The sequence below is a fragment of the Pseudomonas salicis genome (assembly GCF_057128705.1).
Genome location: NZ_JBSKHU010000005.1, coordinates 62,381 through 76,511 on the forward strand (window position 1 = coordinate 62,381; position 14,131 = coordinate 76,511).

General features: G+C 60.2%; 14 protein-coding genes. 3 read left to right on the forward strand and 11 right to left on the reverse strand.

The window, feature by feature from the left end:
* The 4 genes from hisI to ubiE are packed head-to-tail and all read right to left on the reverse strand — an operon-like array spanning nucleotide 1 to nucleotide 3,471.
* Entirely contained in the window at nucleotides 1-405 is a 405-nt protein-coding gene (gene hisI, locus ACWKWE_RS18870) for a phosphoribosyl-AMP cyclohydrolase (RefSeq protein ID WP_166598152.1), read from the reverse strand.
* 56 nt (nucleotides 406-461) lie between these two features.
* Complete coding sequence (ubiB, locus tag ACWKWE_RS18875; protein ID WP_483851373.1) at nucleotides 462-2,081, reverse strand: ubiquinone biosynthesis regulatory protein kinase UbiB; 1,620 nt, start codon at nucleotides 2,079-2,081, stop codon at nucleotides 462-464.
* Nucleotides 2,078-2,701: a ubiquinone biosynthesis accessory factor UbiJ gene (locus ACWKWE_RS18880; RefSeq protein WP_483851374.1), complete on the reverse strand. Its 624-nt coding sequence runs from the start codon at nucleotides 2,699-2,701 to the stop codon at nucleotides 2,078-2,080. Before ACWKWE_RS18880 ends, ubiB begins: the two co-directional genes overlap by 4 nt.
* Entirely contained in the window at nucleotides 2,701-3,471 is a 771-nt protein-coding gene (gene ubiE / locus ACWKWE_RS18885) for a bifunctional demethylmenaquinone methyltransferase/2-methoxy-6-polyprenyl-1,4-benzoquinol methylase UbiE (RefSeq protein ID WP_110951120.1), read from the reverse strand. The genes ACWKWE_RS18880 and ubiE overlap by 1 nt, the downstream gene beginning before the upstream one ends.
* 141 nt (nucleotides 3,472-3,612) lie before the next feature.
* On the opposite strand from ubiE, the gene ACWKWE_RS18890 reads away from it, so the two are divergent.
* The 3 genes from ACWKWE_RS18890 to ACWKWE_RS18900 all read left to right on the forward strand — a co-directional run bounded on the left by ACWKWE_RS18890 (nucleotide 3,613) and on the right by ACWKWE_RS18900 (nucleotide 5,526).
* Nucleotides 3,613-3,891: a polyhydroxyalkanoic acid system family protein gene (locus tag ACWKWE_RS18890; protein ID WP_166598156.1), complete on the forward strand. Its 279-nt coding sequence runs from the start codon at nucleotides 3,613-3,615 to the stop codon at nucleotides 3,889-3,891.
* Between the two features lie 263 nt (nucleotides 3,892-4,154).
* Nucleotides 4,155-4,592, forward strand: a complete 438-nt coding sequence (locus tag ACWKWE_RS18895; protein ID WP_483851375.1) for a phasin family protein — start codon at nucleotides 4,155-4,157, stop codon at nucleotides 4,590-4,592.
* 10 nt (nucleotides 4,593-4,602) lie between these two features.
* Nucleotides 4,603-5,526, forward strand: coding sequence for a phasin family protein (locus ACWKWE_RS18900; RefSeq protein ID WP_483851376.1), 924 nt, complete (start codon nucleotides 4,603-4,605; stop codon nucleotides 5,524-5,526).
* A gap of 127 nt (nucleotides 5,527-5,653) precedes the next feature.
* On the opposite strand, the gene ACWKWE_RS18905 is transcribed toward ACWKWE_RS18900, so the two are convergent.
* The 7 genes from ACWKWE_RS18905 to hslV all read right to left on the reverse strand — a co-directional run bounded on the left by ACWKWE_RS18905 (nucleotide 5,654) and on the right by hslV (nucleotide 14,028).
* Nucleotides 5,654-6,268: a TetR/AcrR family transcriptional regulator gene (locus ACWKWE_RS18905; protein ID WP_401147190.1), complete on the reverse strand. Its 615-nt coding sequence runs from the start codon at nucleotides 6,266-6,268 to the stop codon at nucleotides 5,654-5,656.
* A 161-nt stretch (nucleotides 6,269-6,429) separates the two neighbouring features.
* Nucleotides 6,430-8,112 carry a class II poly(R)-hydroxyalkanoic acid synthase gene (phaC, locus tag ACWKWE_RS18910; RefSeq protein WP_483851377.1) on the reverse strand — a complete coding sequence of 561 codons (1,683 nt, stop codon included), beginning with the start codon at nucleotides 8,110-8,112 and terminating at the stop codon, nucleotides 6,430-6,432.
* Nucleotides 8,113-8,274: 162 nt separating this feature from the next.
* A complete protein-coding gene (gene phaZ, locus ACWKWE_RS18915; protein WP_166598161.1) occupies nucleotides 8,275-9,129 on the reverse strand; it encodes a poly(3-hydroxyalkanoate) depolymerase in 855 nt (284 codons plus the stop codon).
* A 242-nt stretch (nucleotides 9,130-9,371) separates the two neighbouring features.
* The gene (phaC, locus tag ACWKWE_RS18920) at nucleotides 9,372-11,051 is read right to left on the reverse strand and encodes a class II poly(R)-hydroxyalkanoic acid synthase (protein ID WP_341960492.1); all 1,680 of its coding nucleotides are present in this window, start codon (nucleotides 11,049-11,051) and stop codon (nucleotides 9,372-9,374) included.
* 532 nt (nucleotides 11,052-11,583) lie between these two features.
* Nucleotides 11,584-11,961 (reverse strand): gamma-butyrobetaine hydroxylase family protein, encoded by a 378-nt coding sequence (locus ACWKWE_RS18925; RefSeq protein ID WP_166598163.1) that lies wholly within the window; start codon nucleotides 11,959-11,961, stop codon nucleotides 11,584-11,586.
* Between the two features lie 132 nt (nucleotides 11,962-12,093).
* Nucleotides 12,094-13,431 (reverse strand): ATP-dependent protease ATPase subunit HslU, encoded by a 1,338-nt coding sequence (hslU, locus tag ACWKWE_RS18930; protein ID WP_166598164.1) that lies wholly within the window; start codon nucleotides 13,429-13,431, stop codon nucleotides 12,094-12,096.
* Between the two features lie 66 nt (nucleotides 13,432-13,497).
* Entirely contained in the window at nucleotides 13,498-14,028 is a 531-nt protein-coding gene (gene hslV / locus ACWKWE_RS18935; protein WP_037016051.1) for an ATP-dependent protease subunit HslV, read from the reverse strand.
* Nucleotides 14,029-14,131: the final 103 nt, after the last annotated feature.

Here is a 14,131-nt window from a genome sequence, read left to right on the forward strand (position 1 = left end):
TCAGTGTCCTGCGTGATAAATGGCGTGCGGGTCTTTGAGGACCGGGTCCGCGGTCTTCCAGCCAGCATCGTCGCCTGCACCGTCAAAAACCCGGTAGAAACAGCTTTCGCGGCCGGTGTGGCAGGCGATTCCGCCGATCTGCTCGACCATCAGAATGATGACGTCGGCGTCGCAGTCCAGACGGAGTTCGTGCAATTTCTGCACATGGCCCGATTCTTCGCCTTTGCGCCACAATTTGCCACGGGAGCGCGACCAGTAGATGGCGCGGTTCTCGGTGGCCGTCAGGCTCAGCGCTTCGCGGTTCATCCAGGCCATCATCAGGACGCGCCCGGTCTTGTGGTCCTGCGCAATCGCTGGCACCAAACCGTCACTGTCCCATTTAATCTCGTCCAGCCAGTCTTTCATCGTCGGCTCCGGCCGATGGGTGGGTGGGTTAGTGTGCCAGCGGCTTGCCCCGATGGCTATCGGCGCACGACCAGATAGAGCCCGGCGACCAGCATCAGCAGCGCGGGCCAGGCACTCAGGGCGATCAATTCTTCACCTGATTGAGTATGGGCCGTCGCCAGCACCACGCCACCGCCCAGCAATGCCGCGCCGATCAGACGCAACGCCCAGTGGTCGCCCTTGCGCGTGTACGGAGGCGCGGGATCGGAAGTGTGCGGCTGCGAGAGGCGCTCCAGCAGATCGCGTGTCATGTTCGCCAGATGTGGAATCTGTTCGACCTGGGATTGCAGGTTGCCGATCAGCGTTTTAGGACTGACGCGCTCGCGCATCCAGCGTTCCAGAAACGGCTGCGCGGTGCTCCACAAGTCCAGTTCCGGGTACAACTGACGGCCCAGGCCTTCGATGTTGAGCAGGGTTTTCTGCAACAGCACCAGTTGCGGCTGCACTTCCATGTTGAAGCGACGCGCGGTCTGGAACAGGCGCATCAGCACCTGACCGAAGGAAATGTCTTTGAGCGGTTTCTCGAAGATCGGCTCGCACACGGTACGAATCGCGGCTTCAAACTCGTTGAGTTTGGTCTCAGCGGGCACCCAGCCTGAGTCGATGTGGAGCTGTGCGACGCGGCGATAATCCCGCTTGAAGAACGCGAACAGGTTGCGCGCCAGATAGTCCTGGTCTTCCGGCGTGAGGCTGCCGACGATGCCACAGTCGATGGCGATGTATTGCGGGTCCCACGGCGAAACCGTGCTGACGAAAATGTTGCCAGGGTGCATGTCGGCGTGAAAGAAGCTGTCTCTGAACACTTGGGTGAAGAACAGCTCCACACCGCGCTCGGCGAGTTTCTTCATGTCGGTGCGCTGATCGGCGAGCGTCGCCAGATCGGTCACCTGAACGCCGTAAATCCGCTCCATGACCAGCACTTTCGGGCGGCACCAGTCCCAATAGACCTGAGGCACGTACAGCATCGTCGAGCCTTCGAAGTTGCGGCGCAGCTGGCTGGAGTTCGCCGCTTCGCGCAACAGGTCGAGTTCGTCGTAGATGGTCTTCTCGTAGTCGGCGACCACGTCCACCGGGTGCAGCAAGCGGGCGTCGGCAGACAAACGCTCGGCGATCTTGGCGAGGATGAATAGCCACGCCAGGTCCGAGCCGATGACCGGTTTGAGGCCCGGACGCACGACTTTCACGACGACTTCTTCGCCGGTCTTGAGGCGAGCGGCGTGAACCTGCGCCACCGACGCGGACGCCAACGGCGCAACATCGAAACGGCTGAACACGTCGTTGATTTTCGCGCCCAACTGCGACTCGATCAGGGCAATGGCCTTTTCGGATTCGAACGGAGGCACGCGGTCCTGCAGCATCATCAGCTCGTCGGCGATGTCTTCGGGCAGCAGGTCTCGGCGGGTCGAAAGCAACTGGCCGAACTTGATGAAGATCGGCCCCAGGTCCTGCAACGCCAAGCGAAGGCGCGCACCTCGGGTCAGCTCGCTTTTGCGTCGGGGAATCCAGCGCCACGGCAGCACGAAGCGCACGGCGAGCAGCCACCACGGCAGTGGCAGGGCGAACAAAAGATCATCGAGGCGGTAACGGATTACGACACGCTGGATGCGAAACAGGCGGCGGACGGCAAGCAGGCTCATGCGTTATCGCTGGATTTGAGGGAGTGGGCCAGACGCTCGAAGCGGGCTTCGAGGCGTTCCAGGTCTTGTTGGGTCTGATCCAGTTCGGCGAAGCGGGCTTCAGCCTCGCGTTTGCCGACCAGGGTGCGGGATTCTTCGGCCAGGTATTCGGCCAGGTTGTGGCTCAGGCTCGCCATGCTCTCGCGGGTCCAGCGTGCGCTGTTGCGCAGGTGGCCACCCATCAGCGGCGTGGCGACTGGGCCGAGCCAGCGTTGCAGCTCGTATTCCCAGTCGAGGTCGAGATCCTGCATTACGCCCACCAACTCCAGCAGCACGGCGCTTTCGCCATCCAGCTCGACCTCCGGGCTGTGCAGCACGGCGTTCTTGTCCTTGCTCAGCGCAAGGCGCATGAGGCTGGCAGCCGGGGCGCGCAGGGTCACGTCAGCGCCTGCTTCCCAGCGCGAGGCCAACATCAGGCCTTCGTCGCTGGGCAGAATGTGCAGGTGAAACGCCGGGCTTGTGCATTCGACCGCAATCACCTTTCCGCTCAGGCGCTCAAGGCGTGGCAGGGCGGTGCTGTCCATTTGCAGCACACGGTTGATGCCGTGCTCGGCACTGGCGAGCAAGCCGCTGATCAGCATCAGGGCTTGATACCACGGTGCAGGGCTACGATGCCGGACGTCATGTTGTGGTAGGTCACGCGGTCGAAACCGGCCTCTACCATCATTGACTTCAGGGTTTCCTGATCCGGGTGCATGCGGATCGATTCGGCCAGGTAACGATAGCTTTCCGAATCATTGGTGATCAGCTTGCCCGCCAACGGCATGAACGCGAACGAATAGGCGTCATAAACCTTGGACATGACTTTGTTGGTCGGCTTGGAGAATTCCAGCACCAGCAGGCGGCCACCCGGTTTAAGGACGCGCAGCATCGAGCGGATGGCGTCTTCCTTGTGCGTGACGTTGCGCAGGCCGAAGGCAATGGTCACGCAGTCGAAATGGTTGTCCGGGAACGGCAGCTTTTCAGCGTCGGCCTGGACGAACTTGATATTGCCCGCCACACCACGGTCGAGCAGGCGGTCGCGACCGACTTTCAGCATCGACGCGTTGATGTCGGCCAGCACCACTTCACCGGTCGGACCGACCAGGTGGGAGAATTTCTTGGCCAAATCGCCCGTACCGCCTGCGATGTCCAGCACGCGGTTGCCGGTGCGCACACCGGAAAGCTCGATGGTGAAGCGTTTCCAAAGACGGTGCATGCCGCCGGACAGCACGTCGTTCATCAGGTCGTACTTGGCCGCCACGGAATGGAAAACCTCGGCGACTTTCTCGGCCTTCTGGCTTTCAGCGACGGTTTTGTAACCGAAGTGGGTGGTGGGTTCGGCATCGCTGCCTTTGCGCGGATCGTTCATATCGCTGTCACCGGAATAAAGTGCCGCCATTCTAATCGTCGGGGCTGGCTTTGTCTTGACAAGGCTCACCGCCAACAGTTTCTTCGCCGAACGCCGCTGGTATAGTGGCCCGACGATTTACGCCGATGAAGGAGCCCGCCGATGGCCCGTATTACCGTGGAACGCCCGCATGCACTGGGCAAGGACAAGGCTCGCGAGAAAGCCGAGCTGCTGGCTGAGAAGCTGGGCGACAAATATGGCATCGAGCACAGCTGGAACGGCGACACCGTGTCGCTGGAAGGCAAGGGCGCCAAAGGCACCGTTGAGGTGGAAGACGCGCTGGTGCGGGTCAACATCGAGCTGAATTTCTTCCTGTCGGCGATGAGCACCACGATCCAGTCTGAGGTCGAGCGGCAGCTGGATAAAGCGCTTATTGCCTGACGGCCTATTTTTAGGAGCGTGGCTTGCGGGCGCTAGCGCTGTAACGTAGGCCGAAAGTCTGTAGGAGTGAGCTTGCTCGCGATAGCAGTTCGTCGGCCCTCGATGCGTCTACAGACATACCGCTATCGCGAGTAAGCTCACTCCTACAGTTGCTCGTCGTGCTCATCGTCTAGGGTGAGCTTTCTAATTTTTCTCTCTACTTTGTGCCCATGCCCCCGTCTGCGGGGTGGTTCCTCCTATCCCATTCGAGCGTGAGGTGCACCATGGCCAAAGTGATTCTGAAGAAAAAAATCGAAGCCGAAGATGCGAAGACGTTCTCCGAGGTTCGTCTCTACGCCCGCAAAATCTGGCTCGCAGGCCTGGGTGCCTACGTGAAGGCCGGGCAGGAAGGCGCTGAGTACGTCAAAGAGCTGATCAAGACCGGCGAGCAGACCGAAAAGAAAGCCAAGAAAGTCATCGACGAAAAAATCGAAGCCGCGAACAGCGAAATCGATTCGGCGAAGGATGAAGTCACCGGCGAAATCACCAAAGCCAAAGGCCGTGTGGAAGTGCAACTCGACAAAATCGAGAGCGCCTTCGACCGCCGTGTGGCCGGCGCCTTGAATCGCATTGGCATTCCGTCTAAACATGATGTTGAGACACTGTCTGCTAAGCTCGATGAGCTGACGGCATTGCTTGAACGTGTCGCGCGTAAACAATAAGGAGAGCGGGATGGCTGGCAAAAAGAAAACCGAAAAAGAAGGCGGCTCCTGGATTGGTGAAGTGGAGAAATACTCCCGCCAAATCTGGCTGGCTGGTTTAGGCGCTTACTCGAAGATCAGCAATGACGGCAGTAAGCTTTTCGAAACGCTGGTGAAAGACGGCGAAAAAGCCGAGAAAGAAACCAAGGCCACCGTCGGTAAAACCGTCGACACGGCCAAGGCTTCGACCAAGTCCCGCGTCGGTGACGTGAAGGACCTGGCGCTGGGCAAATGGGGCGAACTGGAGGGGGCTTTCGACAAGCGTCTGAACAGCGCGATTTCTCGCTTGGGTGTACCGAGCCGCAACGAAGTCAAAGCCCTGCACAGCAAAGTTGATCTGCTGACCAAGCAAATCGAAAAACTGACGGGCGCCTCGGTGCCTTCGGCGTCGAAAACGGCAACGGCGAAACCTGCCACTAAAACCGCCGCCAAACCCGCTGCCAAGCCGTTGGCGAAAGCTGCGGCTAAACCGGTCGCCAAAGCCGCAAGCGCCGCCGCCAGCAGAACCGCAGCGGCCAAGCCGGCGGTCGCAAAAACAGCGGCCAAGGCCGCCGCCAAGCCGGTAGCCGCTGCGTCGAAAGCCGCTGCGTCCACCGCCGCCAAGGCGAAAACCGTTGCTGCGAAACCGGCGGCCAAACCCGCCCCGAAAGCAGCGGCCAAGCCTGCTGCGGCAAAACCGGCAGCCAAGCCTGTCGCGGCCAAACCCGCCGCTGCGAAAAAGCCAGCCGCTGCCAAGAAACCCGCAGCACCGAAGCCCGCCGCAGCCGCCAAACCGGCCGCAGCATCCACTCCTGCTGCAACCACCAGCGCCGCGTCTGCCTCCCCGGCACCGTCCGCGCCCGCCGCTGCACCGTCGACCAATTCCGCCGCGTCGACCCCTTCCAGCCAGTCCTGATTCACGGCTGGTTGGACCGAAGCCCGATCTGTGAGAACAGGTCGGGTTTTTTATTGCGATAGAGGGGAGATAAATACCAAACATCTGTGCCATCCGACCGGCAGCGAAGGGGATGTTTCGGCTGACATCAATCCTCCAGATAATGCAAAGCCAACCGCTCTGCCGCATGCCTCGCGCCCGGTTTCAGGTGCGGCGCGACGAGCATCATGATCTGGTACACCACCACCCGAGTTTCACCCTCACGGTCGAGGATGCGTTGGTAATCCAGCGAGAACAGCAGCGTCATCGTGATCTGTTCGACCAGTTGCCCCAGCGCCTGCGTGTCGCTGGTGACTTGCCCTTCGGCCTTCAACCGCGCCAGCAGCGAGGCAAGGGTGCGTTTGATGGCGTTGAGCAGATTACGAATGCCCCGTGCGAGCTTCGGCAGGCGGCTGGCGAGGTTCGACAGGTCCTGGAACAGAAAGCGGTAATGGGACAAACGCTCGACGATCAGGTGCAGAAACAGCCAGTAATCCTCGGCGTCCAGGCGCGCATCGGCGGGTGGGTCGAGCAGCGGCGCGAGCTCGGACTGGAAGCGCTCGAACAGCTCCATCACCAACGGCTCCTTGCCGTGAAAGTGGTAGTAGAGGTTGCCGGGGCTGATCTCCAGCTCGTTGGCGATTTCCAGGGTTGAAACATTGGGCTCGCCTTGCTGATTGAACAGCAGCAGGGCGCATTCGAGTATTCGGTCGCGGGTCTTCATCCGGTCTTCTTAATTCGGCACTGAGGTATTCGAATGCTCCTGTAGGAGTGAGCTTGCTCGCGAAAGCGATTCGTCAGGTTTGAATGTGTTCAGAGACACACCGCTATCGCGAGCAAGCTCACTCCTACAGGAGCAACGTTCAGCAAGAGTCCGTGGTGCTTCTAGCGAACTCTGACATACGTCCCGGGCGCCGCCTCCATCGGCGGGTAATTCTGATTGCCCAGCGCCATCAGCGTTTCGCGCTGCGCGCCCGAGCGCTCTTGAATCCAGCTCAGCCAACTCGGCCACCAACTGCCGTCCGTGCGGTGGGCGTCGTAATACCAGGCGCGGGGATCACTGCTGAGCTTGCCGTTCTCAACGAAGTTCGCCTTGGGGTTGCCGGGCGGATTGAGAATGCTCTGCACGTGGCCACTGTTCGACAGCAGGAAGCGCCGGTTGCCGCCGAGCAGCAAGGTCGAGCGGTAGACCACGTCCCACGGCGTGATGTGGTCGTTGATGCCCGCGACGCTGAAACTGTCCACCGTCACTTTCTGCAGATCGATGGGTGTGCCGCACACTTCCAGTCCACCCGGACGGGTCAGCGGGTTGTGCTTGAAGAAGTCCAGCAGATCGCCGTGCAGCGCAGCGGGGAGACGCGTGCTGTCGTTGTTCCAGTAAAGGATGTCGAACGGCGGCGGCGCCTTGCCCAGCAGGTAATTGTTCACCCAGTACGTCCAGATCAGATCGTTGGGGCGCATCCACGCGAAGACCTTGGCCATCTCGCGACCGTCGAGCACGCCGCGCTGGTAAGAGCGGCGCTTGGCGGCTTCGAGGGTTTGTTCGTCGATGAACAACGTCGCTGGGCTTTCAATTTCGCTGTCCAGCAAGCTCACCAGGTAACTCGCGCTCGACACCCGCCTCAGTTGCCGCTTGGCCTGCAGATGGCCCTGCAGCGCCGCGATGGTCAGGCCGCCCGCGCAGGCGCCCATCAAGTTGACTTCCCGCGCGCCGGTGATCGCACGGCACACGTTCATCGCTTCTTCAACCGCCTGTACGTAACTGGAAAGCCCCCATTCCCGATGGCGGACGTCCGGATTGCGCCAACTGATGATGAAAGTCTGCACGCCGTTTTTCAGGGCGTACTGCACGAAGCTGTTGGTGGGGCTCAGGTCGAAAATGTAGAACTTGTTGATCTGCGGCGGCACGATCAGCAGCGGTCGGGCGTATTGCTTTTCGCTCATCGGCGAATACTGGATCAGCTCCAGCAGCTCGTTGCGAAACACCACGGCGCCGGGAGTGACGGCCAGGGTGCGACCGATCTCGAACGCGTCCTTGGTGGTCTGGCTCGGCAGGCCGTTGTTGTGCATGAAGTCGTCGAGCATGTGGCTCAGGCCCTTCACCACGCTGGTGCCGCCGGAGTTGAACAGCTCCTTCACTGCCAACGGGTTGAGCAGGGTGTTCGTCGGCGCCAGTGCATCGTTGAGCAGGGAGAAAATGAATTGCGCGCGAGAACGGTCGTCTTCGGGCAGGTCGCTGTGGTCGATCCAGGCGCGCACCTGATGCTGCCAGCTCAGATACGCCTGCAAGCCGCGACGGTACAGCGGATTGTGCGTCCAGGTCGGATCGTTAAAGCGGGCGTCATTCGGGTGTGGCTGGTGAGGCGTATCGCCCAGCATCACACGCCCCAACTGACCGCCGAGGGCAATCGCATGGCGCGCCGTGTAAACCGGGTGCTTGAGACCTTGCAAGGCCACGCTGCGCAAGGTCGACAGCAGATCCCGACCGCGCAGGCCGGTGATCGCGCTTTGCGCATTGATGTAGGTCGCTGGCGTCGGATAACTATTCTTCGCCGGTTTGTCTCGCATGGATCAACACTCCTTCGTCTGGCCATCAGCAAATACAGCGGCGCACCGCTCGACCTCCCCTGAGCAGTGCGCTGTTCCACGTCTGGCAATCCCGCCGATAACGCAGTCAGTGAAGCGATTTCTCTTTGATGTGAGGCACGAATGCGCCCCTTATTCCTTGGGTTATCGCACGGTCGGTGCAGGTTGTGGATGCATGACGGCGCGTTGCCGCTCCTGTTGCAGAAACTTCATGATGATGGGGGCCACGGCTTCGGCCCGGGTGATCAAAAACAAGTGACCATCGTCGATTATGTGTAGCTGGGCATTGGGGATACGCCAGGCCAGCAGTCGCATATTGATCAGCGGAATCAGCGGGTCGTCATCCCCTGCCAGCACCAGCGTCGGTTGCTGGATCTTGTGCAGCCAATGAATGCTGGTCCAGCCCATGCCCGCGAACAACTGCCAGTAATAGCCGAGCTTTCCGGATGAGCGGACTTTCGCCGCGTGGTTTGCGGCCAGGTTCGGATCACGACGAAAGGCGCCACCGTAGATGTCCGGCGCGATGCGGATCACGTGCGACGGCTGAATGTAACGACGCGGGCTCGCCATCATCCACAGCACTTTCGGTTTGCCCGGCACCATCACCGCGCCCGCCGCTGTGGCCGCGAGCACGAGTTTTTTGCAGCGCTCGGGGTAGTCGTGGGCGAACTGCTGGGCCAGCGCTCCGCCCCACGAAACGCCAATCGCGTTGACCTGTCCGTAGTCCAGATAATCCAGCATCCGTGCCGCAAGTTTCGCCAGACCAGGAAAGCGATAGGGACGGTTTGGCGTCGATGAACCGCCAACACCAGGCACGTCGAAGGCGATGACTTCGAGGTCAGGGTCCAGCGCATCGACGAACGGAAACACCAACTCCAGGTTGGCGCCGATGCCGTTGAAAATCAGCAGCGGCGTGAGATGGCTCTTGCCGGGGCGCACTGCGGTGCGGATGTTGTGACCATCCAGATCGATGGTGCGAAATACGAACGGTTGCGGCATGCGCGAAGCCCTGTTGGTTAAACGCCGGTAAAGCAGTCCTGCGCGTCTTCCGGTCCTGAAACCGCGTGGGCGGTTTCTGTGTGTTCGATGCTTGCCGTCAGTGGCGAATCAGAGCTCACAGTTGCCTGAAAAACCTGTAGGAGTGAGCTTGCTCGCGATTGCGATAGTTCAGTCAGTGTTATATCGACTATCCCGACGACATCGCGAGCATGCTCACTCCTACAGGTGGTAGTTAATCCAGATCAACGCTCATGCACATACGTGCCCGGAGACGCTTCGCCTGCGGGATACGCCTTGTTGCCCAATGTAGCGGGAGATTTTTTCAGTTTGCCGGAGCGCTCGGCTTGCCACGCCTGCCAGTGCAGCCACCACGAGTCAGTGTGTTTGCTGGCGTCCTCCTGCCAACGAGTGGCTTCTTCGGGCAGGTCCGGGTTGGTCATGTAGCGCGCCTTCGGGTTGCCCGGCGGGTTCAGAATGCTCTGGATATGCCCACTGTTGGACAGCACGAATTCGGTCTTGCCGCCGAACAGTCGAGCCGACTTGTAGCACGACACCCACGGCGTGATGTGGTCGTTGGTGCCTGCGAGACAGAAGATGTCACTTTTGACCTGTTTCAGATCAATCGGCGTACCGCAGACCTCCAGCGCGTTTGGACGAATCAGGGGATTGTTCTTGAACATCTCGATCAGATCGCCGTGAAACGCGGCGGGCAGGCGCGTGGTGTCGTTGTTCCAGAACAGGATGTCGAACACCGGCGGCTCGTTGCCCAGCAGGTAGTTGTTGACCCAGTAATTCCAGATCAAGTCGTTGGGGCGCATCCAGGCGAAGACCTTGGCCATGTCCTTGCCTTCCAGCACGCCCGCCTGATACGAATGGCGCTTGGCCGATTCCAGCGTCTGCTCATCCACGAACAGCGCGACCTGCGTGTCGAGGGTGGTGTCGAGCACGCTCACCAGCAGGGTCAGCGCGTTGACCTTCTGCTCGCCCAGCGCCGCATAGTGGCCGAGCAAGGCAGTGCAGGTGATCCCGCCGGAGCAAGCACCCAGCATGTTCACGTCCTTGCTGCCGGTGATCTTGCAGACCACGTCCACCGCTTCTTTAACGGCGTCGATGTAGGTCGACAGGCCCCATTCACGCTGGGCCTTGGTCGGGTTGCGCCAACTGATGATGAAGGTCTGCACGTTGTTGCGCAGGCAGAAGCGCGCCAGGCTTTTGTCCTGGCTGAGGTCGAACACATAGAATTTGTTGATCTGCGGGGGCACCACCAGCAGAGGGCGTTCGTGGACCTGCTCGGTGATCGGCTTGTACTGGATCAGTTCCAACAGGTCGTTGCGAAACACCACAGCGCCTTCGGTGGTGCCGAGGTTTTTGCCGACCTCGAAGGCGTCCATGTTGACCTGGCTCGGCATGCCGCCGTTGTTCACCAGATCTTTCGCCAGGTGCGAGAGCCCATCGAGGACGCTCTTGCCGCCCGTCTCAAAGAAGCGTTTGACCGCCGCCGGGTTGGCCGCGCCGTTGGTGGGCGACATGGCTTCGGTCATGAGGTTGATCACGAAGTGGCCGCGGCTGATGTCTTGTTGCGAAAGGCTGCTGTCGTCGATCCAGTCGTGCAACTCCTTGCGCCAGGCGAGGTAGGTTTGCAGGTAGCGACGATAGAGCGGGTTCTGGCTCCAGGCCGGGTCGGCGAAACGACGGTCGTCGCTGTCGGGCACCAGACTGGATTTGCCGAGCAGCACGTTTTTCAGTTCCAGCCCGAAATGGGCCACGTGCTTGGCGCTGTGGATCGGTTGCTTGATGGCCTGGGTCAAGACCATGCGTGCCGTGGTGAGCAAATCCTTGCGCCGCAAGCCGACGACGGGGTTCAACCCCAGGGTGTGTTCAGAGGCTTGACGCGGCAGATCATCATTACTCTTGTTACTCATCTACGACGCTCCATTGTCCTGAGACGAGCGCTGGCATCCCTGTGAAAACACGCCACGGGCAAACGCCAGCACTGCTCTCGGGTGACCGATGATTAACACAACGGGTGTGAATGCTCCTGCAAGGCGCCGTATTTTTCGATGGCGCTGCATGCGACTGCTGCGGTTCACACCGACAGGCTTCTGCTAAAACTCCGATGCAGATGGCTTGCCAGAATCATTGGTTACGCGAGATTTATAAAAATCGCAAGCAGGGCCAGTCATTGACCGCTGCGCGGAGCATTGAAGCAGATGGAATTAGAAAGTGCGTCCTAAAGTGCCCATCGGTCACCAAGGCGCGGACCAGACTGTTTAAAAACTACTGCAGGCTTTGCGCCTTCGGCGTTACGCACATGATGCTGCGTTAAAAACAGGCGAAAAATGCTCATTTAGAACACCTAGAGTCGGTCGCGACCCCGGCCGTTTTTCGCCTGTTTTTGCCTTGCCTCATCATCGCTCGTGACGTTTTTAAACACTCTGGGACTAGAGCGGCAGCTCAGAGCATGAGTCGGACGACTTGCTCGGAAGGGTCGCGGGATTTGCCCGCAGCTTTCAGTTCAGCCAGGTAATCGTCCCACAGGGCTTCCTGACGTTGTGCCAGTTGTTCGAGGTATTCCCACGTGAACAGACCGCTGTCATGACCGTCATCGAAGGTCAATTTCAGTGCGTACTGACCGGCCGGTTCAACTTTCGTCAAACCAACGCCCAGCTTGCCGAATTGCAGAATCGGCTTGCCGTGCCCCTGCACCTCAGCGGACGGCGAATGCACCCGCAGGAACTCGGCGGGAAGGTGGTATTCCTCACCAGGGCCGTATTTCAGCGTGAGGATTTTCGAGGCTTTGTGAAGCTGGATGGCGGAGGGAATGCGTGTCATCGACGGTATGCCTTGCGCGTTACATTGTGGGAGTGAGCTTGCTCGCGATAGGGTGGGGCAGGCAATGATGTGTTGACCTGATCCAATGCAATCGCGAGCAAGCTCACTCCTACAGGGGGGGGCGTGGGCTGATTAAAGAATGTAGCGAGACAGATCTTCGTCTTCCGCCAACTCGCCCAAGTGGCTGTTGACGTACGCCGCGTCGATCTGAATTGTGCCGCCATCCTGCGCGCCGGCCAGGTCGCCCGCACTGAAAGACACTTCTTCCAGCAGGCGTTCCAGCAGGGTGTGCAGACGACGGGCACCGATATTTTCGGTCTTCTCGTTCACTTGCCAAGCGATCTCGGCCAGGCGCTTGATGCCTTCCGGCAAGAATTCGATGTTCAGGCCTTCTGTCTTCAGCAGCTCGCGGTATTGCTCGGTCAGCGACGCGTGTGGCTCGCTCAGGATGCGTTCGAAATCCTGAGGGCTCAGGGCTTTCAGCTCGACGCGAATCGGCAGACGGCCTTGCAGCTCAGGCACCAGATCGCTCGGCTTGCTCAGGTGGAACGCACCGGATGCGATGAACAGGATGTGGTCGGTCTTGACCATTCCCAGTTTGGTGTTGACCGTGCAGCCTTCGATCAGCGGCAGCAGGTCGCGCTGCACACCCTCACGGGAGACGTCCGCGCCGCCGACGTTGCCGCGCTTGGCGACTTTGTCGATTTCATCGATGAACACGATGCCGTGCTGCTCGACTGCCTCCAGCGCCTTGCCCTTCAGCTCTTCGTCGTTGACCAGACGGCTCGCTTCTTCATCGCGGACCATCTTCAGCGCGTCCTTGACCTTCAGCTTGCGGCTCTTCTTCTTGCCCTTGCCCATATTGGCAAACAGGCTTTGCAACTGGTTGGTCATCTCTTCCATGCCCGGAGGCGCGGAGATATCGACGCCGCCCATTTCCGCGACTTCGATTTCGATTTCCTTGTCGTCCAGCTGGCCTTCACGCAGGCGTTTGCGGAACAACTGGCGGGTGTTGGAATCGGAGCCGCCCGCTGCGTCTTCGTTGAAACCCACGCGCGCAGGGGGCAGCAGGGCGTCGAGGATGCGATCTTCGGCGGCGTCTTCGGCGCGATGACGGACCTTGGTCATTTCCTGTTCGCGCAGCAGCTTCATGGCGGCGTCAGCCAGATCACGAATGATCGACTCGACGTCACGGCCCACGTAGCCGACTTCGGTGAACTTGGTGGCTTCGACCTTGATGAAAGGTGCGTTGGCCAGCTTGGCCAGACGACGGGCGATTTCGGTTTTACCGACGCCGGTCGGGCCGATCATCAGAATGTTTTTCGGGGTGACTTCAACGCGCAGCTCTTCAGGGAGCTGCATCCGGCGCCAGCGGTTACGCAGCGCGATGGCGACGGCGCGCTTGGCATCGTCCTGGCCGATGATATGGCGATTGAGTTCGTGGACGATTTCACGGGGAGTCATGGACATGGTTTTCAACGGTCCTCTTGAGCGAATGAGTCCGGCAGCCGCGATGAGTTGCGGCGCCTGTCGGGCTTATTCAGCGAGGTCCTGCTCCTCAATGGTGATGTTGTGGTTGGTGAACACGCAGATGTCGCCCGCGATGTGCAGCGCGGTTTCGGCGATTTCGCGCGCCGACAGTTCAGTTTTCAGCAACAGGGCGCGGGCAGCGGCTTGGGCGAACGCACCGCCGGAGCCCATAGCGATCAGGCCATCTTCAGGCTCAACGACGTCACCGTTGCCGGTGATGATCAGGGACGCGTCTTTGTTGGCGACGGCGAGCATGGCTTCAAGACGGCTCAGGGAACGGTCGGTCCGCCAGTCTTTGGCCAACTCGACGGCTGCGCGAACCAAATGCCCCTGGTGTTTTTCCAGCTGGGCTTCGAAACGTTCGAACAGGGTGAAGGCGTCAGCGGTGGCGCCCGCGAAACCGGCGATCACCTGGCCGTGGTAGAGGCGGCGGACTTTCTTGGCGTTACCTTTCATGACGGTATTGCCCAGGGAAACCTGGCCGTCACCGGCCATGACGACTTTGCCTTGGCGGCGCACTGAAACGATGGTGGTCAAGGGGAGAGTCTCCACGCGAGGGGGCGAAAATGCCCTGATGGAAACTCATATGGGGGTGGGGGCGGGTATTTCAACTGCGGGGGATGAATGGCAGGGGCTGCCG